This window comes from Pseudomonas sp. MF08875 (genome assembly GCF_059862525.1).
In genome coordinates, this window is record NZ_JCBCUW010000019.1 from 36280 (window position 1) to 58613 (window position 22334).

The 22334-nt window shown below is 64.3% G+C and carries 23 protein-coding genes, 1 other RNA gene and 1 pseudogene; 11 read left to right on the forward strand and 14 right to left on the reverse strand.

Going from position 1 to position 22334, the window contains the following annotated elements:
* Window positions 1-3: 3 nt before the first annotated feature.
* The 4 genes from AC19YT_RS13315 to AC19YT_RS13330 form a co-directional block, all read right to left on the reverse strand.
* A complete protein-coding gene (locus AC19YT_RS13315; protein WP_095108705.1) occupies window positions 4-1122 on the reverse strand; it encodes an ABC transporter permease in 1119 nt (372 codons plus the stop codon).
* A complete protein-coding gene (gene rbbA / locus AC19YT_RS13320; RefSeq protein WP_500598477.1) occupies window positions 1122-3866 on the reverse strand; it encodes a ribosome-associated ATPase/putative transporter RbbA in 2745 nt (914 codons plus the stop codon). Before rbbA ends, AC19YT_RS13315 begins: the two co-directional genes overlap by 1 nt.
* Complete coding sequence (locus AC19YT_RS13325; protein WP_095108708.1) at window positions 3863-4828, reverse strand: HlyD family secretion protein; 966 nt, start codon at window positions 4826-4828, stop codon at window positions 3863-3865. Before AC19YT_RS13325 ends, rbbA begins: the two co-directional genes overlap by 4 nt.
* A gap of 146 nt (window positions 4829-4974) precedes the next feature.
* A complete protein-coding gene (locus AC19YT_RS13330) occupies window positions 4975-5424 on the reverse strand; it encodes an EVE domain-containing protein (RefSeq protein ID WP_095108710.1) in 450 nt (149 codons plus the stop codon).
* A gap of 185 nt (window positions 5425-5609) precedes the next feature.
* Between AC19YT_RS13330 and AC19YT_RS13335 the strand changes: the two genes are divergently transcribed.
* Window positions 5610-5756, forward strand: a complete 147-nt coding sequence (locus tag AC19YT_RS13335) for a hypothetical protein (protein WP_095108711.1) — start codon at window positions 5610-5612, stop codon at window positions 5754-5756.
* A gap of 19 nt (window positions 5757-5775) precedes the next feature.
* On the opposite strand, the gene AC19YT_RS13340 is transcribed toward AC19YT_RS13335, so the two are convergent.
* The 4 genes from AC19YT_RS13340 to AC19YT_RS13355 all read right to left on the reverse strand — a co-directional run bounded on the left by AC19YT_RS13340 (window position 5776) and on the right by AC19YT_RS13355 (window position 7201).
* Entirely contained in the window at window positions 5776-6381 is a 606-nt protein-coding gene (locus AC19YT_RS13340) for a 5-formyltetrahydrofolate cyclo-ligase (protein WP_095108712.1), read from the reverse strand.
* Window positions 6382-6468: 87 nt separating this feature from the next.
* A non-coding RNA gene (gene ssrS, locus AC19YT_RS13345) (6S RNA) lies at window positions 6469-6647 on the reverse strand.
* Window positions 6648-6677: 30 nt separating this feature from the next.
* Entirely contained in the window at window positions 6678-6995 is a 318-nt protein-coding gene (locus tag AC19YT_RS13350; protein WP_095108713.1) for a cell division protein ZapA, read from the reverse strand.
* A complete protein-coding gene (locus AC19YT_RS13355) occupies window positions 6992-7201 on the reverse strand; it encodes a TIGR02449 family protein (RefSeq protein WP_017125437.1) in 210 nt (69 codons plus the stop codon). Before AC19YT_RS13355 ends, AC19YT_RS13350 begins: the two co-directional genes overlap by 4 nt.
* Before the next feature lie 128 nt (window positions 7202-7329).
* Here AC19YT_RS13355 and AC19YT_RS13360 point away from each other — a divergent pair, with 128 nt between their 5' ends.
* The 9 genes and pseudogenes from AC19YT_RS13360 to AC19YT_RS13400 all read left to right on the forward strand — a co-directional run.
* Entirely contained in the window at window positions 7330-7884 is a 555-nt protein-coding gene (locus tag AC19YT_RS13360; RefSeq protein WP_095108714.1) for a YecA/YgfB family protein, read from the forward strand.
* Window positions 7885-7911: 27 nt separating this feature from the next.
* Entirely contained in the window at window positions 7912-9246 is a 1335-nt protein-coding gene (gene pepP, locus AC19YT_RS13365) for a Xaa-Pro aminopeptidase (protein ID WP_095108715.1), read from the forward strand.
* Window positions 9243-10430 carry a 2-octaprenyl-6-methoxyphenyl hydroxylase gene (gene ubiH, locus AC19YT_RS13370; protein WP_095108717.1) on the forward strand — a complete coding sequence of 396 codons (1188 nt, stop codon included), beginning with the start codon at window positions 9243-9245 and terminating at the stop codon, window positions 10428-10430. The genes pepP and ubiH overlap by 4 nt, the downstream gene beginning before the upstream one ends.
* An 88-nt stretch (window positions 10431-10518) precedes the next feature.
* Window positions 10519-11736 carry a 2-octaprenyl-3-methyl-6-methoxy-1,4-benzoquinol hydroxylase gene (locus AC19YT_RS13375; protein ID WP_500610448.1) on the forward strand — a complete coding sequence of 406 codons (1218 nt, stop codon included), beginning with the start codon at window positions 10519-10521 and terminating at the stop codon, window positions 11734-11736.
* A gap of 129 nt (window positions 11737-11865) precedes the next feature.
* Complete coding sequence (locus AC19YT_RS13380) at window positions 11866-12867, forward strand: extracellular solute-binding protein (RefSeq protein WP_500598478.1); 1002 nt, start codon at window positions 11866-11868, stop codon at window positions 12865-12867.
* 164 nt (window positions 12868-13031) lie between these two features.
* Entirely contained in the window at window positions 13032-14648 is a 1617-nt protein-coding gene (locus tag AC19YT_RS13385) for an ABC transporter permease (RefSeq protein WP_095108721.1), read from the forward strand.
* Between the two features lie 153 nt (window positions 14649-14801).
* Entirely contained in the window at window positions 14802-15884 is a 1083-nt protein-coding gene (gene gcvT, locus AC19YT_RS13390) for a glycine cleavage system aminomethyltransferase GcvT (RefSeq protein WP_095108723.1), read from the forward strand.
* Between the two features lie 52 nt (window positions 15885-15936).
* Complete coding sequence (gene gcvH, locus AC19YT_RS13395) at window positions 15937-16320, forward strand: glycine cleavage system protein GcvH (RefSeq protein ID WP_095108724.1); 384 nt, start codon at window positions 15937-15939, stop codon at window positions 16318-16320.
* A gap of 129 nt (window positions 16321-16449) precedes the next feature.
* Window positions 16450-16544, forward strand: a pseudogene (locus AC19YT_RS13400) (hypothetical protein); the annotation flags it as partial.
* 51 nt (window positions 16545-16595) lie between these two features.
* Here AC19YT_RS13400 and AC19YT_RS13405 read toward each other — a convergent pair.
* The 5 genes from AC19YT_RS13405 to AC19YT_RS13425 form a co-directional block, all read right to left on the reverse strand.
* Window positions 16596-16910, reverse strand: coding sequence for a DUF2388 domain-containing protein (locus tag AC19YT_RS13405; protein ID WP_095108725.1), 315 nt, complete (start codon window positions 16908-16910; stop codon window positions 16596-16598).
* 68 nt (window positions 16911-16978) lie between these two features.
* On the reverse strand, window positions 16979-17428 hold the full coding sequence (locus AC19YT_RS13410; RefSeq protein ID WP_095108726.1) for an NfeD family protein: 450 nt from the start codon (window positions 17426-17428) through the stop codon (window positions 16979-16981).
* A 10-nt stretch (window positions 17429-17438) separates the two neighbouring features.
* The gene (locus AC19YT_RS13415) at window positions 17439-18359 is read right to left on the reverse strand and encodes an SPFH domain-containing protein (protein WP_095108727.1); all 921 of its coding nucleotides are present in this window, start codon (window positions 18357-18359) and stop codon (window positions 17439-17441) included.
* A gap of 94 nt (window positions 18360-18453) precedes the next feature.
* Window positions 18454-20262: a type IV pilus assembly ATPase TfpB gene (gene tfpB / locus AC19YT_RS13420; protein WP_500598480.1), complete on the reverse strand. Its 1809-nt coding sequence runs from the start codon at window positions 20260-20262 to the stop codon at window positions 18454-18456.
* Between the two features lie 117 nt (window positions 20263-20379).
* On the reverse strand, window positions 20380-20715 hold the full coding sequence (locus tag AC19YT_RS13425; protein WP_095108729.1) for an ACT-like domain-containing protein: 336 nt from the start codon (window positions 20713-20715) through the stop codon (window positions 20380-20382).
* Between the two features lie 126 nt (window positions 20716-20841).
* Here AC19YT_RS13425 and AC19YT_RS13430 point away from each other — a divergent pair, with 126 nt between their 5' ends.
* Window positions 20842-21306, forward strand: a complete 465-nt coding sequence (locus AC19YT_RS13430; RefSeq protein WP_095108731.1) for an Lrp/AsnC family transcriptional regulator — start codon at window positions 20842-20844, stop codon at window positions 21304-21306.
* 3 nt (window positions 21307-21309) lie between these two features.
* Here AC19YT_RS13430 and bcsQ read toward each other — a convergent pair whose 3' ends face one another.
* Window positions 21310-22233: a cellulose biosynthesis protein BcsQ gene (gene bcsQ / locus AC19YT_RS13435; protein ID WP_095108732.1), complete on the reverse strand. Its 924-nt coding sequence runs from the start codon at window positions 22231-22233 to the stop codon at window positions 21310-21312.
* Window positions 22234-22334 lie beyond the last annotated feature (101 nt).

The following is a 22334-nucleotide window of genomic DNA, read 5'->3' on the forward strand; positions in this document are numbered from 1 at the left end:
CCTTCAAGACGCCAGGCTCTTGCGAAACCGCGCCAGGGCAATGGCGAAGAACAGCAGCCCGATCCCCGCCAATGCCAGCAAGTCCGGCCACACCACGCTCACCCCCGCGTCGCGGAACAGAATCGCCGCGCTGAGGCTGACGAAGTGGGTCGAGGGCGAGCCCTGCATCACCCATTGCAGCCATTGCGGCATGCTGTCTAGCGGCGTGCTGCCGCCCGACAGCAGCAGCATCGGGATGATGACCGGGATCGCCAGCAAGCCGAATTGCGGGGTCGAGCGCGCCAGGGTGGCGAGGAAGATCCCTAATGCGGTGCTGGCGAACAGATACAGCGCCGTGACCAGCAGAAACAGGGTCAACGAGCCCGCCAACGGCACACCGAGGGCGCCCTTGACGATCACCTCCAGCGACACCCAGGTGCACAGCACCACCACCAGCATGTTGCTCCAGATTTTCGCCAGCATGATTTCCAGCGCGGTCAGCGGCAGCACCAGCAAGTGGTCGAGGGTGCCGTGTTCGCGTTCGCGCAGCAGCGCGGTGCCGGTGAGCACGATGGCCAGGATGGTGATGTTGTTGACGATCTGGATCACCGCCAAGAACCAGCCGCCCTCCAGGTTGGGGTTGAACAGTGCACGGGCGGTCAGCAGTGCCGGGGCTTTGTTGGCTGATTCGCTGGGGCTGGCGTAGTTGAGCAGTTCGCGCTGGAAGATCCGGCCGATATAGCCGGCGCCCATGAACGCCTGGCTCATAGCCGTGGCATCAACGTTGACCTGCACCGCCGGGGCGCGCCCGGCCAGCAGGTCGGCCTGGAAATTAGCCGGCACGTTGATGACAAAGGTGTATTGGCCGCTGTCCATGACCTTGTCCAACTGATCGTAGGGCAGCAGCACGGCGCTCTGGAATTCCGGCGGTTGCAGGGATTCGGCGAGCAGGCGCGAGAGGTGGCTGTGGTCTTCATCCACCAGGGCCACGCTGGCGTTGTGCACGCCAATCACCGAGCCGGCGGCGGGCATGTAGATGGCCACGGTGAAGGCGTACATCAAGAACAGCAGCAGAACGCTGTCGTGGCGCAGGCTGGTGAGCTCTTTGAGCCCCAAGCGCAGGATGTGGGCGAACGCGTGCATCAGGCCTCCTGCTTTTTCAGCATGACCAGGCTCAGCCCGGTGAACCCGAGGAAGAACCCGACCAACGCCAGGCATTGCGGCCACAACTGGCGCACGTCCAGGGCCTTGGTGAAGGTGCCGACGGCGATGTCGAGGAAGTAGCCGGCCGGGAACAGCATGCCCATGGCCGCCGCCGCGCCTTCCAGGGACGAGCGCGGCACGATCAGCCCGGAGAACTGAATGGTCGGCAGGCTGGTGATAATCATGGTGCCCAGGATCGCCGCGATCTGGGTGCGGGTGAACGCCGAGATCAGCAGGCCCATGCTGGTGGTCGCCAGCACGTACAAGGTGCCGCCCAGGGCCAGGGTCAGGCCGCTGCCCTTGAATGGCACACCGAATAGCCAGCGGTTCATCGCCGCCAGCAGCGCCAGGTTAATCAGGCTCACGGCCAGGTACGGCGCCTGTTTGCCCAAGAGAAACTCCAGGCGCGTGAGTGGCGTGGCATAGAAGTTGGTAATCGAACCCAACTCCTTCTCGCGCACGATGCCCAGGGCGGTGAGCATGGCCGGGATGAACGCCAGGATCAGCGCCATCACGCCGGGGCCGATGGCGTTGACGCTGACCACATCCTGGTTGTAGCGAAAGCGGGTTTCCAGTTTGGCCGCAGGCATCGCTGCCAGCGCCGGGCTGCTCTGCTCGGCCAGTTGCACGAGGTTGGCCTGGTGCACTGCTTCTACGTAGTTGCGGCTGGTTTCGGCGCGAAACGGCATGCCGCCGTCGAGCCACGCCGCCACCGCCGGTTGCCGCCCGGCGTAGAGGTCGCGGCCGAAACCGGGCGGGATCTCCAGCGCCAGTTTGATTTCCGAGCGCTGCAAGCGTTGGTGCAGCTCCTTGGCATCCTGGATCGGCGCCTGCTCGGCAAAGTAGCGCGAGCTGCGGAACGCCTCCAGGTAGGTGCGGCTTTGCGGGGTCTGGTCCTGGTCGTAGACGGCGAAGGCGAGTTTCTCCACGTCCAGGGAAATGCCGTAGCCGAAAATCACCATCATGAAAATCGCCCCCAGCAGAGCGAACGCCAGGCGCACCTTGTCGCGCATCAGCTCCTTGCCTTCGCGGCTGGCCACCGCGATCAGGCGCGCCAGGCTGAAGCCGCGCTTACCCACGGGGAGCGGCTCGCTCTTGTGGGCGCCTGGCGTGCCAGTGCTGGCGTTCGCGGGAGGGCTGCTGGCCGGTGCCTCGGGTTGCTTCTGCGCGTCTTCCAGGCAGCGCACGAAGGCGGCCTCCAAGGTATCGCCGTGGAACTGGCGCTGCAGCGCCTCGGGCGTATCGCAGGCCAGCACCCGGCCGGCGTGCATCAGGGAGATGCGGTCGCAGCGCTGGGCTTCGTTCATAAAGTGGGTGGAAAGGAAAATCGTCACCCCTTGCTCGCGGGACAACTCGATCAGCAGGCGCCAGAAGTCGTCGCGGGCCGCCGGGTCGACGCCGGAAGTGGGTTCGTCGAGGATCAGCACTTCTGGGCGATGCAGCACCGCCACCGCCAACGACAGGCGCTGGCGCACGCCCAGGGGCAGGGCGCCGGACTGTTGCTCGGCCATGTCGCCCAGGCCAAAGCGTTGGATCAACTCCTCGATACGCGGGCCGCTTTCGGCCTTGGGCAGGTCGAACAACTGGGCATGCAGCACCAGGTTCTGGCGCACGCTGAGTTCCCCGTACAGGGAGAAGCTCTGGGACATGAAACCCACGCGCTTGCGGGTCGCCAGGTCCTTGGCGTTGACCGGGTTGCCCAGCAGCGTGGCGCTGCCTTCGGTGGCGGGCATCAGGCCGGTCAGCACCTTCATGGTGGTGGTCTTGCCGCAGCCGTTGGAGCCGAGGAAACCGAAAATCTCGCCGCGGCCGATGGCGAAGCTGACCTTGTTCACTGCGGTGAAATCACCGAAGCGCAGTGTCAGGTCGTGGGCCTCGATGGCGATTTCGGCGTTGTCGCTGACCCGTGGCGGGATCACCAACGGCTTGCTGTTGTGGGCGCTGTCGCCCTGGAAGTAGGTGAAGGCTTCGTCGAGCTTGCCGCTGGGGGTGACTGAGGCCAGTTCGGCGCTCAGCCCGTCGGCGATCAATTTGCCGCGGTCGAGCATCAGGCAGTGTTCGAACTGCTCGGCCTCTTCCATGTAGGCGGTGGCCACCAGCAGGGTCAGTTGCGGGCGCTGGCGGCGCACGTCGTCCACCAACTCCCAGAAACGCCGGCGTGACAGCGGGTCGACGCCCGTGGTGGGTTCGTCGAGGATCAGCAGGTCTGGCTCGTGGATCAACGCGCAGCACAGGCCCAGCTTCTGCTTCATGCCGCCCGAGAGCTTGCCCGCCGGGCGCTCGGCGAAACTGGCCAGGTCCGTGGCCAGCAGCAGGCTGTGCATGCGTTCGTCGCATTCGGCCTTCGACAAGCCGAACAGGGTGGCGAAAAAGCGGATGTTTTCGCTGATCGACAGTTCCGGGTAGAGGTTGCCGCCCAGGCCCTGGGGCATGAAGGCGATGCGCGGGTAGAGGCTGTTGCGGTGGCGGCGCTGGGTGATGGCGCCGCCGAGGACGTCGAGTTGGCCCTGTTGGAGTTTCTTTACCCCGGCGATCAGCCCCAACAGGCTGGACTTGCCCGCGCCGTCCGGGCCGATGAGCCCGCAGCGCGTGCCGCTGGGCAGGCTGAAGGCGATGTCGATCAGGGCTTGCTGTTTGCCGTAGCGGTGGTTGAGGCCGACGGCTTGCAGGGCCAGGGCGCTCATTGCAGGTTAGCCGGCCAGTCCACGGTCGCCGTGCGTACATAGCCGGCGCCGGGCATGCCCGGTTTCGCCTGGGGCACGGCACTGGGTTGGGTCAGTTTCAGCTTGACGCGAAACACCAGTTTTTGCCGCTCGTCGCGGGTTTCCACCTCTTTGGGGGTGAACTGCGATTTGGCGGCGACGAAGCTGATGCGCGCGGGCAGCGGTTGGTTGGGCAGGGCGTCGAGCACGATGCGGCCTTCGTCGCCCACGGTCAGGCGCCCGGTGACCGAGGCGGGCAGGTAGAGGTTCATGTATTGGTCGTTGGGGTCGATCAGCAGCAACACCCGCCCGCCAGCGCCGAGCACTTCGCCCGGTTCGGCCAGGCGCAATTGAATGATGCCGTCGATGGGCGCGCGCAGGCTGCTGTCATCGATTTCGCTGGTCAGTTGCGCCACCTGCGCCTCGCTGGCGGTGATGGCGGCCTTGACCGCCGCGACCTGGGCTTGCGCCGCGAGCACGGCGGCATTGCCGGTGTTGAGGCGGGCCTGTTGCTGGTCGATGATCTGGCGGCTGGCGAAGCCACGCTTGAACAGCTCCTGGGAGCGGCCCAGTTCCTGATGGGCCAGCAGTTGTTCGCTCTGGCGCAACAGTACGTTGGCTTGTGCCGCGGAGAAGTTTTCCTGGGCGCGTATCACTTCGGCTTCGGCCTGGTTGCGCTGGGCTTCGAGGGTGCGGGTGTCCATGCGTGCCAGCAGTTGGCCCTTGAGCACCTTGTCGCCTTCATCGACACGCACTTCGGCCAGCCGCCCGGGGATCTTGCTGGCGATCTGCACTTCGGTGGCTTCCAGTCGGCCATTGCCCATGCTCAAGCCTTCGGGCAGGCGATCCTGGGAGGATTTCCAGTAGCCAAAGGCACCGGCGCCCACCAGTAGAACCAGGAGCGAACAGGCGAAGAGACGAGATGAGCGATGGTTTGTCGACATAGGGGAAGGCATCCTGCAGCGGTAGCGTCCAAGTTTGGCTGGTTCGCACTTCTGGCGAGTTGATATCAGTCAAATGAGGGGCAAGCCTACCCCGATTGTGCGCAGGATGCATGGGCCTTGGATGTGACTGGCGAGTTCTCGCCCATTCAGCGCAGGGCTAGCACTGCCGCCCACTGCGCGGCGGTCACCGGCATCACCGAGAGGCGGCTGCCTTTTTGCACCAGGGGCATTTCGGCCAGTTCGGCCTGTTGCTTGAGGTAGCCCAGGCCCAAAACCTTGGGGAACGTCTCGACGTGGGCCACGTCCAGTGCGCTCCAGGGGTTTTTCTCGGCGCTGGCCTTGATGTCGTAGTAATGGCTTTGCGGGTCGAGGGCCGTGGGGTCCGGGTAGGCGCCTGCGACAATGCGCCCGATTCCCGCGATGCCCGGTTCAGGGCAACTTGAGTGGTAGAAGAAAAACTCGTCACCCGCGGCCATGGCCCGCAAGAAGTTGCGTGCTTGGTAATTGCGCACGCCATCCCACCGGGTCTGGCCGAGCTTCGCCAGGTCCTGGATCGAGAGTTCGTCCGGCTCGGATTTCATCAGCCAATAGGCCATGGGGCACTCCTGAAAGGGCAAATGCGCGAATTTTATGACAAACCGACAGTCGGTTGACGTCAAGGTTTGCGTGTCAGTTCACGTTATCGCAGAATGCCGGACTTTTAAGCTTGACGCTGCTGCACGGCCTATAAACGGAAACCGATGCTGTCATCGTGTGTGATCTGCCTTGAGGGGGGCAATCGATGAAACGCAAACCGGATTTGCTCTGGGTTTTGGTTATTTTGTTCGGTTTGGGCGTCGTGACCACCGGTTATGCACAGAGCCTGTGGGCCAACAAAGTCGATGCGCCGATTGAAGTGACCCAGCAGGCTCCCGGCTTCAAGCGCTGAACCACCTCTCCCCAGGCGCCTACCGCGCCACGTACCATTTGCGATCGGTTACCGTGCCTTGCAGCGGGACGTCCCAACTGGCCTGATCCAACTTTTCGACCTTTTGGCATTCGTGGGCCAGCCCCAGCAGCGTCGGCTTGCGCCAGCTTTTGCGGCGCGCCAGGTACGCGAGGCTGCGGTCGTAGAACCCGCCGCCCATCCCCAGGCGCCCGCCCGTTTCATCGAAGCCGACCAACGGCAACAGCACCAGGTCCAGGGCCCAGGCCTTGCGCTGGCGGGCGACATTGACCCGCGGTTCGAGGATGCGAAAGCGGTTGGGCTTGAGCTTTTCGCCGGGGCGAACGCGTTGGAATGCCATTTTCGTGCGTGGCCAGGCGCTGAGTACCGGTAGGTAGGTGGCCTTGCCGCGCCGCTGGGCCGCGCGCAGCAGCAGGCGCGGGTCGATTTCACCGTCGGTGGGCAAGTACAGGGAAATATGTTGGGCCCGGCGCCAAACCGGGTGTTGCGCCAGTTGCCGGTACAACCCGTGCGCCGCCCGGCGCTGTTGGCGGGCGGTGAGGGCGCGGCGGGCGCGGCGCAGCATGCGTCGAAGTTGCGGGCGTGAAAGCGGCGCAGGTTCGGTCATGGTGATCGGCTGTCGAGGTGGGCCGCCCGCTGGGCATGCCGGTGATAAAACAATGCCAGTTGCGAGAACTGGCATTGGATTGAATTCAGGCTCCCCGGATGAACCGCTGCCGACTTAGCCCTTGAACCCGAAAGTTCAAGGTGGAAGATGCAGTAGGCTTTAAGGCTTTCCGTCTAGCGGACATGCACACCAGCCCAACGTGCAACTTCCAGGGTAGTGCGAATCGGCTCAGGGACATCGCCAGCTGGCAAGCACCCCAGGGAGTGGCGCGAGTATACCCCAAGCGGTGACATCATTCAGCCTTTGCTGACGTCCGGGTCGTTGGACAACGCCTGGTCGACACGGTCGAGCAGGTCGCGCACTTGCTCGCGGGTCGAGCCGCTGGCCTGCACGTCCGGGCGTTCCTGGCTGTGTAGCAGGTCGTGGGTGATATTCAGCGCGGCCATTACGGCGATGCGGTCGGCGCCGATGACTTTGCCGCTGCTGCGGATCTTGCGCATTTTGTCGTCCAGGTAACGGGCGGCGGCCAGCAGGTGGCTGCGCTCTTCCTGGGAGCAACTGACGGAATACTCTTTGTCGAGGATCTGCACGGTGACGCTATTGCTTGAACTCATGAGTCTTGCTCCAAGGCCTTGAGGCGCGAAATCATCGATTCGACCTTACGCCGGGCGATTTCGTTTTTTTCAATGAGGTGCGCGCGTTCCTCGCGCCAGGTCTTTTCCTGAGCTAATAGGAGTCCGTTCTGGCTCTTTAGTTGCTCGACTCGGGTAATTAGCAGTTCGAGTCTGGCCATCAGCGCGTGCAGGTCGGTGTCTTCCATTGTGTCCACTAAAAATGTGTCTGATGGGCGGCAACTGCCGGGCAGCCTTTAATGGTCTTGGCGAGTCTGTCGTTGTAGGATACAAGCCCTTCATTCTAGACATAGCGCCGCTTGGCGCCTAGCAGCCCATGCCCATTCAGAATTCCCCGTACCAAGCCTTCGCCACCCTGCTCACCACCAGTGGCCACCCCGTCTCGCCTGCCGAACTGCATGGCCTGTTGCTGGGGCGCAGTTGCGCCGGCGCGGGCTTTGAAGCCGACAGTTGGTTGGCCGACGCCGCCGAACTGCTCGAAGGCGAACCGCAGGACAACGTGCGCAATGCTCTGATCGGCTTGCAGGAGATGGTCAAGGGCGAGCTGACTGGCGACGACATGACTGTTGTGCTGCTGTTGCCCACCGACGACGCACCCCTGGCCGACCGTGCCGCTGCGCTGGGCCAATGGTGCCAGGGCTTCCTCACCGGTTTCGGCCTGACCCGCCGCGCCTACGCGTTGAGCACCGAAGCCACCGAAGTGCTGCAGGACCTGGCTGCCATCGCCCAGGTGCAGGACGCCCTCGAAGAGTCCGATGACGGCGAGAGCGACTACATGGAAGTCATGGAATACCTGCGTGTGGCGCCGCTGCTGCTGTTCACCGAAACCAAGAAAACCGACGAGTCGGCCGCCAAACCGTCGCTGCATTGACCGCGTGAGAGGGAACCCCGTCTGCCCATGATCCATATCCCGAAATCGGAATACACCCGCCGCCGCAAGGCGCTCATGGCGCAGATGGAACCCAACAGCATCGCGATCCTGCCCGCCGCCGCGGTGGCGATCCGCAACCGCGACGTCGAGCACGTCTACCGCCAGGACAGCGATTTCCAATACCTCAGCGGCTTCCCCGAGCCCCAGGCCGTGCTGGTCCTGATGCCCGGCCGGGTGCACGGCGAGTACCTGCTGTTCTGCCGCGAGCGCAACGCCGAGCGCGAGTTGTGGGACGGTTTGCGCGCCGGCCAGGAAGGCGCGATCCGCGACTTTGGCGCCGATGACGCCTTTCCCATCACCGACATCGACGACATCCTGCCGGGCCTGATCGAAGGCCGCGACCGGGTGTATTCGGCCATGGGCAGCAACCCGGAATTCGACCGCCACCTGATGGACTGGATCAACGTCATCCGCTCTAAAGCGCACCTTGGCGCCCAGCCACCGAACGAATTCGTTGCCCTGGATCATCTGCTCCACGACATGCGCCTGTATAAATCGGCGGCAGAAGTGAAGGTGATGCGCGAAGCGGCGCGGATTTCCGCCCAGGCCCACGTCCGTGCCATGCAGGCCAGTCGGCCGGGGCTGCACGAGTTCAGCCTGGAAGCGGAGCTGGATTACGAGTTCCGCAAGGGCGGGGCGAAAATGCCTGCCTACGGCTCCATCGTGGCCGCCGGGCGCAACAGCTGCATCCTGCACTACCAGCAGAATGACGCACTGCTCAAGGACGGCGACCTGGTACTGATCGACGCGGGCTGCGAGATCGACTGCTACGCCAGCGACATCACCCGCACCTGGCCGGTCAACGGCAAGTTTTCTCCTGAGCAGAAAGCCATTTACGAAGTGGTGCTGGCGTCTCAGGAGGCCGCTTTTGCCCAGATCGCGCCCAATAAACACTGGAACCAGGCCCACGAGGCCACCGTTCGGGTGATAACCACCGGACTGGTGGAGCTTGGGCTGTTGCAGGGTGAAGTGGACGAATTGATCGCCAGCGAGGCCTATAAGGCGTTTTACATGCACCGCGCCGGCCATTGGCTGGGCATGGACGTGCATGACGTAGGCGAGTACCGCGTAGGCGGGCAATGGCGCGTGCTGGAAGTCGGCATGGCGCTGACGGTGGAACCGGGCATCTACATTGCGCCCGACAACCTCAACGTGGCGAAGAAATGGCGCGGCATTGGCGTGCGCATCGAGGATGACGTGGTAGTGACCAAACAAGGTTGTGAAATCCTGACCGGCGGCGTACCGAAAACCGTCGCCGCCATCGAGGCCTTGATGGCCGCTGCCCGGGTGCCTGTGGCATGAGCCGCGTTCATCTGGCAATCATCGGCGGTGGCCTGGTGGGCGCGAGCCTGGCGCTGGCATTGCAGGCCGGGGCCAAGGCCCGCGGTTGGAAAATCGTCCTGATCGAACCCTTCGCCCCCGGCGACAGCTACCAGCCCAGCTATGACGCCCGCTCCTCGGCGCTGTCCTATGGCGCCAAGCAAATCTACCAACGCCTGGGCCTGTGGCAGGAAGTCTCGCGCCGCGCCGAGCCGATCAAGCAAATACACGTGTCCGACCGCGGGCGGTTTTCCACCGCGCGGCTGTCGGCGATGGAAGAAGGTGTGCCGGCCCTGGGCTACGTGGTGGAAAACGCCTGGCTCGGCCAATGCCTGTGGCAGGGCCTGGACAAGGACGTCATCAGTTGGCGGTGCCCGGCCCATGTCACCCGCATGGAGCCGCTGGCCGATGGCTATCGCCTCACCCTGGACGACGAAACCACCCTTGAATGCGACCTCGCGGTATTGGCCGACGGTGGCCGCTCGGGGCTGCGCGAGCAATTGGGCATCGGTGTGCGCCAGCGCCCTTATAACCAAAGCGCGCTGATCGCCAACGTCACCCCCAGCGAAGCCCATAACGGCATGGCTTTCGAGCGCTTCACCGACGACGGCCCGATGGCCCTGCTGCCGCTGCCGGAAAACCGCTGCGCGCTGGTCTGGACCCGCGTCGGCATGGACGCCAAGCGCTTGGCGGAGCTGGACGAGCGCAGTTTCTTGAGCGAATTGCAGGGCGTGTTCGGCTACCGCCTCGGCACCCTCAAGCACGTCGGCGCGCGGCACCTCTACCCGCTGACGCTGGTGGAGGCCGAAGAGCAAGTGCGGCCCCATCTGACGGTGCTGGGTAACGCGGCCCACAGCCTGCACCCCATCGCCGGGCAGGGCTTCAACCTGTCCCTGCGCGATGCCCAGGCCCTGGCCGATGCCTTGCTGGCCAGTGAATTGCCACCGGGTGACTTCCCCACGCTGCAAGCCTATCGCGAGCGCCAGCGCCTCGATCAGCAGCTCACCGTGGGCTTTTCCGACCAGGTCACGCGCCTGTTCGGCAGCACCCAACCCTTGGTGTCGTTTGGCCGCAACCTTGGCCTGCTGGGCCTCGACCTGCTGCCGCCCGCCAAGCGCTGGTTCGCCCGCCAGGCCATGGGCCTGGGCACCCGGCCCGATATTTAAGTTGCGCGCCCGGCGTGTGCCGGCGCGGCTCACTACAACCCTTTAGGTGCGACGCAAGTCGCCCGCGAGACAGGCTTAAAGCATGGAAATGCGCGCAGATCTGCTGATTGTCGGGGCCGGAATGGTCGGGAGCGCCCTGGCGCTGGCGTTGCAGGGCAGTGGCCTGGAGGTGCTGCTGATCGACGGCAGCCCTCTGAGCGTCAAACCCTTCGACCCCCAGGCCCCCTTCGAGCCACGGGTGAGCGCCTTGTCGGCCGCCAGCCAGCGGATTCTCGAACGCCTCGGCGCCTGGGACGGCATCGCCCACCGCCGCGCCAGCCCCTACAACCAGATGCACGTGTGGGACGGCAGCGGCACCGGGCAGATCCACTTCTCGGCGGCCAGCGTGCATGCCGAGGTGCTGGGCCATATCGTCGAAAACCGCGTGGTCCAGGACGCTTTGCTGGAGCGCCTGCACGCCTGCGATCTGGGCCTGCTGGCCAACGCGCGCCTGGAGCAGATGCGCCGCTCCGGCGACGACTGGCTGCTGACCCTGGCCGATGGCCGCACCTTGCGCGCGCCCCTGGTGATTGCCGCTGATGGCGCCCACTCCGCCGTGCGCCGCCTCACCGGGTGCGCGACCCGCGAATGGGATTACCTGCACCACGCCATTGTCACCAGCGTGCGCAGCAGCAAGGCGCACCAAATGACCGCGTGGCAGCGCTTCACCGACACCGGGCCGCTGGCCTTTCTGCCGTTGACGCGTGATGGCCAGCAAGACTGGTGCTCCATCGTCTGGTCCACCACACCCAGCGAAGCCGAACGTTTGATGGCCCTGGACGAGGAGGCCTTTTGCCGCGAACTGGAGCGCGCCTTTGAAGGACGCCTGGGCACGGTGCTCAGTGCCGACGCGCGACTGTGCGTGCCCCTGCGCCAGCGCCACGCCAAGCGCTACGTGGCCGAAGGCCTGGCGCTGATCGGCGACGCGGCGCACACCATCCACCCGTTGGCCGGGCAGGGCGTCAACTTGGGCTTTCTCGATGCGGCGGTGCTGGCCGAGGTGCTGCTCAACGCCGCCAGCCGTGGCGAGCGCCTGGCGGACGTGAAAGTCCTCAGCCGCTTCGAGCGTCGGCGCATGCCCCACAACCTGGCGCTGATGAGCGCGATGGAGGGCTTCGAACGCCTGTTCCAAGCCGACCAACTGCCGCTGCGCTGGCTGCGCAACACCGGGCTGAAAATGGTTGAGCAAATGCCCGAGGCCAAGGCCCTGTTCGTGCGCCAGGCCCTGGGCCTGAGCGGCGACCTGCCGGAGCTGGCCAAGGCTTGAGTGGGCAATATCTGAGCGGACACTGCGGGCCCTGCAACATCCAGTAACGCCTGGGCTCAGTGATCGATTGAGAACGTAAATGTGAGTCCTTATCATTTGACCCCCTCCTGACTACGAGAGACCGCTCCCATGTTGGCACCCAAGCGCCTGCTCACTGCCCTCGCACTGACCCTGATTGGCACCACCGCCCAGGCGGCCGACGAGGTGGTGGTCTACTCCTCGCGCATCGACGAACTCATCAAACCGGTATTTGACGCCTACACCCAGGAAACCGGGGTCAAGATCAAGTTCATCACCGACAAAGAAGCGCCGCTGATGCAGCGCATCAAGGCCGAGGGTGAAAACGCCACCGCCGACCTGCTGCTCACCGTTGACGCCGGCAACCTGTGGCAGGCCGAGCAGATGGGCATCCTGCAACCGTTCACCTCGCCGGTGATCGACGCCAACATTCCCAAGCAATACCGCGCGTCCAGCCACGCCTGGACCGGCCTGAGCCTGCGGGCGCGGACCATCGCCTACTCCACCGCGCGGGTCAAACCCGGTGAACTGACCACCTACGAAGCCCTGGCCGACAAACAGTGGGAAGGGCGCCTGTGCCTGCGCACCGCGAAAAAGGTCTATAACCAGTCGCTGACCGCCACCCTGATCGAAACCCACGGCGAGGCCAAGGCCGAGGAAATTATCAAGGGCTGGGTCAACAACCTGTCTACCGATGTGTTCTCCGACGACGTCGCGGTACTGGAGGCGATCAACGCCGGGCAGTGCGACGTGGGCATCGTCAACACCTACTACTACGGGCGCCTGCACAAGCAGAAGCCGGACCTGGGCGTGAAACTGTTCTGGCCCAACCAGGCTGATCGCGGCGTACACGTGAACCTGTCGGGCATCGGCCTGACCAAGCACGCGCCGCACCCGGCAGCGGCCAAGGCCCTGGTGGAGTGGATGACCACCGCCCCAGCGCAGAAAATCTTCGCCGACGTGAACCAGGAATTCCCGGCCAACCCGGCCGTGGCACCGTCCGCCGAAGTGGCGGGGTGGGGCAAGTTCACCGCCGATTCGCTGCCCGTGGAAGTCGCCGGCAAGCGCCAGGCGCAAGCCATCCGCCTGATGGATCGCGCTGGCTGGAACTGAGTACAATCTGTAGCGCAGCGTAATGCCCGTGTGGGAGCGGGCCTGCTCACGATAGCGGCCAGTCAGCCGAAACCTTGGTTGACTGAGCCATGCGTATCGCGAGCAGGCTCGCTCCCACAGTGTTTTGTGCCGCTCCCCAGTCCGCCCTCTGAGAGAGTTTTTTCTTGGCCCATCCCGCCCAACGCCGCTGGTATCCCCTGGTTTTTGCCGTCGCCGCGCTGGTGTTGCTGCCGCTGAGTGTGCTGCTGCTGTCGTGGCAGTCGGTCGATACGCAGATCTGGTCGCACCTGTGGCAAACCCAGATGCCGCGCCTGCTGGGCAACACCCTGACGCTGGTGCTGGGGGTGGGCGTCGGCGTGACGCTGCTAGGGGTGAGCCTGGCGTGGTTGACCAGCCTCTGTGAGTTCCCCGGCCGGCGCTGGCTGGACTGGGCATTGATGCTGCCCTTCGCCATCCCCGCTTATGTATTGGCCTTTGTCTTTGTCGGCCTGCTGGATTTCTCGGGGCCGGTGCAAAGCCTGCTGCGCGAGTGGTTCGGCACGGGCCTGCACCTGCCGCGGGTGCGCTCCACCGGCGGGGTGATCCTGGTGCTGGTGCTGGTGTTCTATCCCTACGTTTACCTGTTGGCGCGCACGGCGTTCCTGGCCCAGGGCAAGGGCCTGATGGAAGCGGCGCGGGTGCTCGGCCAATCGCCGTGGCAAGCGTTCTGGCGCGTGGCCCTGCCCATGGCGCGCCCGGCCATTGGCGCGGGGGTGGCGCTGGCGCTGATGGAAACCCTGGCGGATTTCGGCGCCGTGTCGGTGTTCAATTTCGATACCTTCACCACGGCCATCTACAAGACCTGGTACGGCTTTTTCAGCCTCTCCAGCGCCGCTCAGCTGGCCAGCCTACTGTTGCTGGCGGTGATGCTGGTGCTCTATGGCGAACGCCGCGCCCGGGGCGCCAGCCGCGCCAGCAACGAGCGCCCGCGGGGCAAGGCGCTGTATCACCTGCGCGGTTTCAAGGCCCTGGCCGCCAGCGGTTGGTGCCTGTTGGTGTTCGCCTGTGCGTTCGTCATCCCGATGCTGCAATTGCTGGTGTGGTTCTGGCAACGCGGGCGCCTCGACCTCGACGAACGCTACGCCGCCCTTATCAGCCACACCCTGTACTTGGGCGCTATGGCTGCGTTGATTACCGTCAGCGTGGCCCTGGTGCTGGCCTTCGCCCGGCGCCTGGCGCCGACCCGGGCGATTCGTTCCGGGGTCAGCCTGGCGAACCTGGGCTACGCCTTGCCGGGTTCGGTGCTGGCGGTGTCGATCATGCTGGCGTTCAGCTACCTGGACCGCGTGCTGGTGATCCCGGCCTCGTCCTGGCTGGGCGGTGCCGGTAAGCCATTGCTGCTGGGCAGCCTGGCGGCGCTGTTGCTGGCGTATCTGGTGCGTTTTATCGCAGTGGCCTACGGGCCGCTGGAGAACAGCCTGGGGCGAATCCGCCCGTCATTGCCCGAAGCGGCACGTAGCCTGGGTGTCAGTGGGCCGCGACTGTTTTTCAAAGTGTATCTGCCGTTGTTGCTGCCCGGCACCCTGAGTGCGGCGCTGCTGGTGTTCGTCGATGTGCTCAAGGAAATGCCCGCCACCCTGCTGATGCGCCCGTTCGGCTGGGACACCCTGGCGGTGCGGGTGTTCGAGATGACCAGCGAGGGCGAGTGGGCGCGGGCGTCGTTGCCGGCCCTGACCCTGGTTTTGGTCGGCCTGTTACCGGTGATCGGATTGATCCGCCGCTCGGCGCATCGAACGGGCTAGGTGCTAGTCCTACACCTTGCGGCTACAATGCGCCGCATTCGGTGCGGTCCGCCTGACCGGCCGGGTCGCTGAAAGCCGTCGCAAGCCCTGTATTGCGGGGCTTTTGCCAGCACAGCGCCCGCGCACCTTCGCCACGCCCGGAAGGAGAAACCCATGGGACAGCGCACGCCTCTGTATGACCTTCATCTCGCCCTCGGCGCGAAGATGGTCGATTTTGGCGGTTGGGATATGCCTTTGCATTACGGCTCGCAAGTCGAGGAGCACCACCAGGTGCGCCGTGACTGCGGGGTTTTCGATGTATCCCACATGACCGTGATCGACGTCGCCGGCCCCCAGGCCAAGGCGTGGCTCCAGCATTTGCTGGCCAATGACGTCGAACGCCTGCACAGCACCGGCTCTGCCTTGTACAGCGCCATGCTCAACGAGCGTGGCGGCGTGGTGGACGACATGATCGTCTACCGTCTCGACGAGGGTTACCGCTTGGTGGTCAACGCCGCGACCCGCGACCAGGACGTGGCCTGGATGCACGCGCAACTGGGCGCCTACCAGGTGCAACTGCATGAGCGTACCGAGTTGGCGATGCTGGCGATCCAGGGGCCCCATGCCCGGCACAAGATCGCCGAACTGGTGAGCCAGCCCCGCGCCGCCATGATCCAGCAACTCAAGCCCTTTGAAGGCCACGCCGATGGCGACTGGTTCATCGCCCGCACCGGTTACACCGGCGAGGATGGCCTGGAGATCCTCCTGCCGGCCGACCAGGCCCCGGGGTTTTTCAACGACCTGGTGGGCGCCGGCATTTCCCCCATCGGCCTTGGCGCCCGTGACACCCTGCGCCTGGAGGCCGGCATGAACCTCTACGGGCAGGACATCCACCAGGACGTCTCGCCGCTGGCGGCCAACATGGCCTGGAGCATCGCCTGGGAGCCGGCCAGCCGTCATTTCATCGGGCGCAGCGCCCTAGAGGCCGAAAAAGCCGCTGGCGTGGCGACCAAACTGGTGGGCCTGGTGCTGGAAGAACGCGGTGTTCTGCGTGCCCATCAGGTGGTGCGCATCGCCAATGTTGGCGAAGGTGAGATCACCAGTGGTAGTTTCTCCCCTACGCTTAGCAAGTCGATTGCCCTGGCCCGCGTGCCGATGGCGACCGCTGACCGTGGCGAAGTGGAAATCCGTGGCAAGTGGTATCCGGTTCGTGTGGTCAAGCCCACGTTTGTGCGGCACGGCAAAGCCTTGATCTAACTCCCTATTGGCGGGTATCAGCCGCTGACATTTCTTCTTGAGGACACCGAATATGAGCAATATCCCTGTCGATCTACGGTTTGCTGAAAGTCACGAATGGGCCCGCCTGGAAGCTGATGGCACGGTGACCGTCGGGATCAGCGACCACGCCCAGGAAGCCTTGGGCGATGTGGTGTTCGTGGAGCTGGCCGAAATCGGCAAGGTGTTCGCGGCGGGCGATCAGGCCGGTGTCGTTGAGTCGGTGAAAGCCGCTTCCGATATCTATGCCCCGGTGGCCGGCGAAGTGATCGCGGTCAACGAGGCGCTCACTGGCGAGCCTGAATTGCTTAACAGCGCGCCCTATGATTCGTGGATCTTCAAGCTCAAGCCGAGCGACAAAGGTGAGCTGGACAAGTTGCTGGACGCTGCTGGCTACAAAGCCGTTCTCGGCGAGTAAGCCCCACGCGGCACCCCAAAGCCCCGACCTGTCGGGGCTTTTTGCTTTTTGCACGCAGGCCCCGGCGACGATTTTGCCGCCGGGCGCGGGCGGGCCCGCTTATTACTAGGTTGTTTGGGCTGCGCTGCATCGCCCCACGCCAGGGCCCACAAGTACTGGCCGACGGTGAACCGGGCGACCGCCATTTGTTCTGCGCCTGTGTGCCGCTGGAGGATTACCGCCAGGCACAAAAAACCGCTCATCGAGAGCGGTTTTTTTCATCGGGTGTCGCGGGTTTACTCGGCGACGGCGTTCTTGGCCAGGATGGCGTTGGCCAGTTCCATGTCTGTGGCGGCCAGGCCTGGGTTGTCGGCACGCACTTTCTGCATGGCGGCTTCCAGGTACGGCCCGCGGATACCACCGTCGCTGGCCACGAAGCTGCCGGCGTCATCCTGGGCGGCGACGATCAGCTTGTGATCCTTGAAGGTCAGGTAGGTGGAGCCAGTGGTGGCGCCTGAGGAAATGACGTTACGCCAGAAGCTGTCGGCCATTGCCGAACCGACAGGAAGGGACAGCAGGGCAAGGGTGGCGACAGCAATTTTGAGACGCATGATGGGTGACTCCAGCTGGGTTATCTGAAGGGTTTGATGCCCAATAGCCCAGTGGAGTTCCGTTGCCATCAGTCGATGCGTTCTACCTGAAGAATGACGCCATCCTGTGCGATAACTCGCACCTGGGCGCCGACGGGTGCGTCCGGGCCCTTGGCCATCCACACACTGTCCGCGACCTTGATCTTGCCGCGCCCGCCGGTAATGGCTTCATGCACGGTGAAGGTGCGGCCGATCAGTTCCTGGCCGCGCAGGTTGAGGTTGGGTTGGTCGCTGGCGCGCACCGCGCTGCGCTGGCGTCGCCACCAGTACAGGGCGGTCAGCACCGAGAGCAGGCCAAACAACAGGAACTGCATTTCCCAGGACAGCTCGGGCATCAGGAACGTCAGCACGCCAACCGCGGCGGCGGCGAGGCCGATCCACAGCAGGTAGCCGCCGGCACCGAACACTTCGAGGATCAACAGCACGGTGCCCAGCGCCAGCCAGTCCCAGAACGACAGTTGTTGCAGGAATTCCCACATGGCGTTGGCCTCAGGCCTTCTTGCTGTCGAAGGTGGCCTTGACGATCTCGCCGATGCCGCCCACCGCGCCAATCACCTGGCTGGCTTCCAGTGGCATCAGGATCACTTTGCTGTTGTTGGCCGAGGCCAGTTTGCCCAGGGCATCGATGTACTTTTGCGCGACGAAGTAGTTGATCGCTTGCACGTTGCCGGTGGCGATGGCTTCGGACACCACCTGGGTGGCGCGGGCTTCGGCTTCGGCCTGGCGCTCGCGGGCTTCGGATTCGAGGAATGCTGCCTGACGTTCACCCTCGGCTTCGAGGATCTGCGCCTGCTTCTTGCCTTCGGCGGTTAGGATCGCGGCGGCACGCAGGCCTTCGGCTTCGAGGATTTGTGCGCGCTTGACCCGTTCGGCTTTCATCTGCCCGGACATGGCGGCCATCAGGTCGGCGGGCGGGCTGATGTCCTTGATCTCGATCCGGGTGATCTTGATGCCCCACGGCGCTGTCGCTTCATCGACGGTGCGCAGCAGTTTTTCGTTGATACCGTCACGCTGGCTGAGCATGGCGTCCAGCTCCATGGAGCCGAGCACGGTACGGATGTTGGTTTGCAGCAGGTTGCGGATGGCGTGTTCGAGGTTGTTCACCTCGTAGGCGGCCTGGGCGGTGTTGACCACCTGGAAGAAGCACACGGCGTCGATCTGCACGGTGGCGTTGTCGGCGGTGATGACTTCCTGGGGCGGGATGTCCAGCACGCTTTCCATGACGTTGATCTTGCGCCCGATGCGGTCCATGACCGGGATGATGATGTTCAGGCCTGGCTTGAGGGTGTTGGTGTAGCGGCCGAAGCGCTCGACGGTCCATTGGTAGCCCTGGGGCACCACTTTGAAACCCATGAAGACGATGGCGATGGCCAAGCCGACGAAAAGCAGAAGCACTGTACCGATTTGCATAACCGTTCCCTGTTCAAGTTTTAATCAAGTGCACGCGAGGGGTGTGATTGTAGCGAGGTGTTTAAAGCAGAAGAACCCGTTCATACGGCTAGCATCATCCCGCCACACAAAAGCCCTCGGCTTCGCCCGTCGCCGGTTCGGCCTGGGGCGTGACCCGCAGCACTTCTTCCAGGGTGGTCAGGCCCCGGGCAACGCTTTGCGCACCGGCCAGGCGCAGGCTGCGCATGCCTTCCTTCAGCGCCTGGCGGCGCAGGGCCAGCAGATCGAGGTCGGTATGCACCAGGGCCTTGAGGGCGTTGCTCATGGGCATGATTTCGTAGATTCCGGCGCGCCCGCGGTAGCCGGTGTGCCGGCATTCCAGGCAGCCTTCGGCGCGGTGGGCGCCGTCCGGCACCGGCATTTGCCAGGGTTGCACCAGGTTGTCCCAGGCCAGGGGCTCCAGGCTCAAGGGCTGCTTGCAGTGCGGGCAGAGGCTGCGCAGCAGGCGTTGGGCCATGACTCCCAGCAGCGTCGCGCGGATGAGGTAAGGCGCCACACCCAACTCCAGCAGGCGGCTGATGGCGCTGGGCGCATCGTTGGTGTGCAGGGTGGAGAGCACCAGGTGTCCGGTCAGCGCGGCCTGGATCGCCATTTCAGCGGTTTCCAAGTCGCGGATCTCACCGATCATGATGATGTCCGGGTCTTGGCGCATGAGCGCGCGGATGCCGCTGGCGAAGGTCAGGTCGATGTTGGCCTGCACCTGCATCTGGTTGAAGGCCGGTTCGACCATTTCTATCGGGTCTTCAATGGTGCACAGGTTGATTTCGCTGTTCGCCAACTGCTTGAGGGTGGTGTAGAGCGTGGTGGTCTTGCCCGAGCCGGTGGGGCCGGTGACCAGGATGATGCCGTGGGGCTGGCGGATCATCGGCTGCCAGCGTTGCAGGTCCTGGGGGCCGAGGCCCAGTTGCTCGAAATCCTTGAGCAGCACCTGGGGGTCGAAGATGCGCATTACCAGTTTTTCGCCGAATGCGGTGGGCAGGGTGGCCAGGCGCAACTCTACCTCGCTGCCCTCGGGGGTGCGGGTCTTGACCCGGCCATCCTGGGGCTGGCGCTTTTGTGCGACGTTCATCCGCCCCAGGCTCTTGAGGCGGCTGACCACGGCCATCAGCACGTGGGGCGGGAACTGATAGACGGTGTGCAGGATGCCGTCGATGCGAAAGCGCACGCTGCCCTGCTGCTGGCGCGGCTCGAGGTGGATATCGCTGGCGCGCTGGGCAAAGGCGTACTGGAATAGCCAATCGACGATATTGACGATATGGCTGTCGTTGGCGTCCGGTTCCTGGTCGTTGGCGCCCAGGTTGAGCAGTTGCTCGAAGCTGGCCGGGGCGTTGCCGGTGTGGTCGTTGGCGCCGCTGACGGATTTGGCCAAGCGGTAGAACTCCAGGGTCAGGCGCTGGATCTCGACAGGGTTGGCCACCACGCGGCGGATCGGCCGCTTGAGCACATGGGCCAGGTCCGCCTCCCAGGCGTGGAGGTAGGGCTGGGCGCTGGCCACGGTCACGGCGTCGGCATCGACGGCCACTGCGAGGATGCGGTGGCGCTGGGCGAAGGTGTAGGACATCAGCGGCGTGACGGCGGCGACGTCGATGCTCAGCGGGTCGAGGCGCAGGTACGGCTGCTGCGCTTGGCGGGCGAGCCACGCGGTGAGTTGCTCCAGGCCCAGGTGTTGGCCGGGCAGGCGCGGGTCGGCCAATTGTTGGGCGGCGATAAATTCCAACGGGTGTTGCGTCTGGGCGCTGCTGTCGTGGCGGGCGGCGAGGGTACGTTCGGCATCGGGCTGGCTGAGCAGGCCTTGGGCGACTAGATCGCGCAGCAGGTCATTGAGGTCCAGCCAGCGATCCTGGCCATGGCGTGTAGCGGGCATGGGAATTCCCTCCTGGAATGCGCTCGCCAGCGAGCTAGGTATCCAAGACTAGCCGTGGTCGATGGCGCTGTGCTGTACGCCTGCGACTCAAGCGTTGCGGGAGTTTTCCGACGGTACTTACCCCGCCGCGTGCGCAGGTTCAGCCCAGGTCGCCTCGGTTTTTTCCAGGGTCACCGTGTAGACGCTAATCAGGTTGCGGAGTTTTTCCCCGATCACCTGGGCCCGGTGCCAGCTCAAACCATCGACCTCGATATCGATGGCCAGCAGGTCGTCTTCGCGCACGGCACCCACCTGGCAGGGCGTCAGGCACTGCAAGGCGAAATGGTTGAGCACCCGGCACAGCACGTCGGGTTCGGCCTCGGCCAGCAGGTGGTAGCGCGCCCGGCAATGGGCGTTGCCCACGTGCCAGGCGTCGGCGCGGGTGGTGGTGTGGACGGCTTCGAGCGGGGGCACGGCGGGTCTCCTCAATGGTGGGAGAAATATTTACATGGGTTTGGTGGTTTTTCTTGCCTATGATCGGCCTATCTAGGGGATTTACGACTTGTTCAATTCTTAAAATTGCTGATCGGGGGTTTTTATATGCATAGCGAACTGGATGCCTACGACCGCCGCATCCTGGCGCTGCTTCAGGCAGACGCCTCGCTCTCCAGCGCGCAGATCGCTGAGCAGGTGGGGTTGTCGCAGTCGCCGTGCTGGCGGCGGATTCAGCGGCTCAAGGAGGAGGGTGTGATTCGCGCCCAGGTGACGCTGCTGGACCGCAAGAAAATCGGCCTCAACACGCAGATATTCGCCGAGGTCAAACTCAACGCCCACGGGCGCTCCAACTTCACCGAGTTCACCGACGCCATTCGCGGTTTTCCCGAGGTGCTGGAGTGTTATGTGCTGATGGGCGCAGTGGACTTCCTGTTGCGCATCGTCACCGCCGATATCGAGGCCTACGAACGGTTTTTCTTCGAAAAACTGTCCATGGTGCCGGGCATTCAGGAGGTCAACTCGATCGTTGCCCTCTCTGAGATCAAGTCCACCACCTGCCTGCCGGTGTGAGGCCTAGAGCGTTGGCACCAACAGTTGCTCGTAAAGGGCGCCGGTGATGTTGAGCAGGTCGCTGCAACCGCGGCTGTGGGGCACCTGTTCCAGTGGGTCGCGGCCCTCGCTGCCCGCCAGGCGGATAACCGGGTCGCAGTGCACCACGCCCAGCAGTTGCCGGCCCAGGCGTTTTTTCAGCACTTGGCACATGTCCAGGTTGAAGGAGCTGGTGATGTCGACGCGGTTGATGACGAAGTAGCTCTGCGGCGGGTTGTCCTGCTCCAGATACGGCAGCAACAGGCGTTCCATGTAGTTGGCGTAGCGGTAGGACGAGGTGTCGGCCAGGGTCACCACTAAGGCTTTGTCGGCCAGGCCTAGGGCTTGGCTGAGGTAGGGCGATTCGCCGGCGGGGGTGTCGATGATGACCAGGTCGCGTTCCTCAAGGTTCATCGCCGCCAGTTGCCGGGCGAGCCAGAGAGGGTCTTGGCGCAGGTGCTTTTCCAAGTCGCGTTGTTGCTCGCAGGTGGCGTTGCCAAAGGCCAGCACGCGGCTGTCGGCGAACCCGCCCAGGCTAGCGTCGCGCCAGTTTTTCCCGTGCTGCTGGGCGTGGATCAGGCCTGTGGCGGTGGCGGTGGCACCGAGCCGTGCAGCCAGGGCGTTTTTCGGGTCCAGGTCGAGAGCGAAGGTTTGCCCGCGTGGCAGTTGCAGGGAACTGGCCAGCGCTGCCACCAGGGTGGTCTTGCCCACGTTGGGGCGGGCCGAGGTGACGACGATGACGCGGGCCTTAAGGGCGCCGGGTGCAGGTTCAAGGGGTTGGCCGAAGGCGTTGGTGCGCGGGGCGGCAGGTGGACGCGCGGCGGTCGGCGGGCGTAGGTCAACGGGCGTGGCTTGCGGGCACTCAGTGTTGCTGGCCCCGGGATGGGTCATGTTGTCCTCACGCTTCACGCTGGTTCTTCCTGGTTAATCGTCAGTCACTTAAAAGCAAAAAATGGGCAAAGAGCGTCCGGAGGCCGGCAGTGTCAATGTCCGTTTTTTTTGTACGAGTA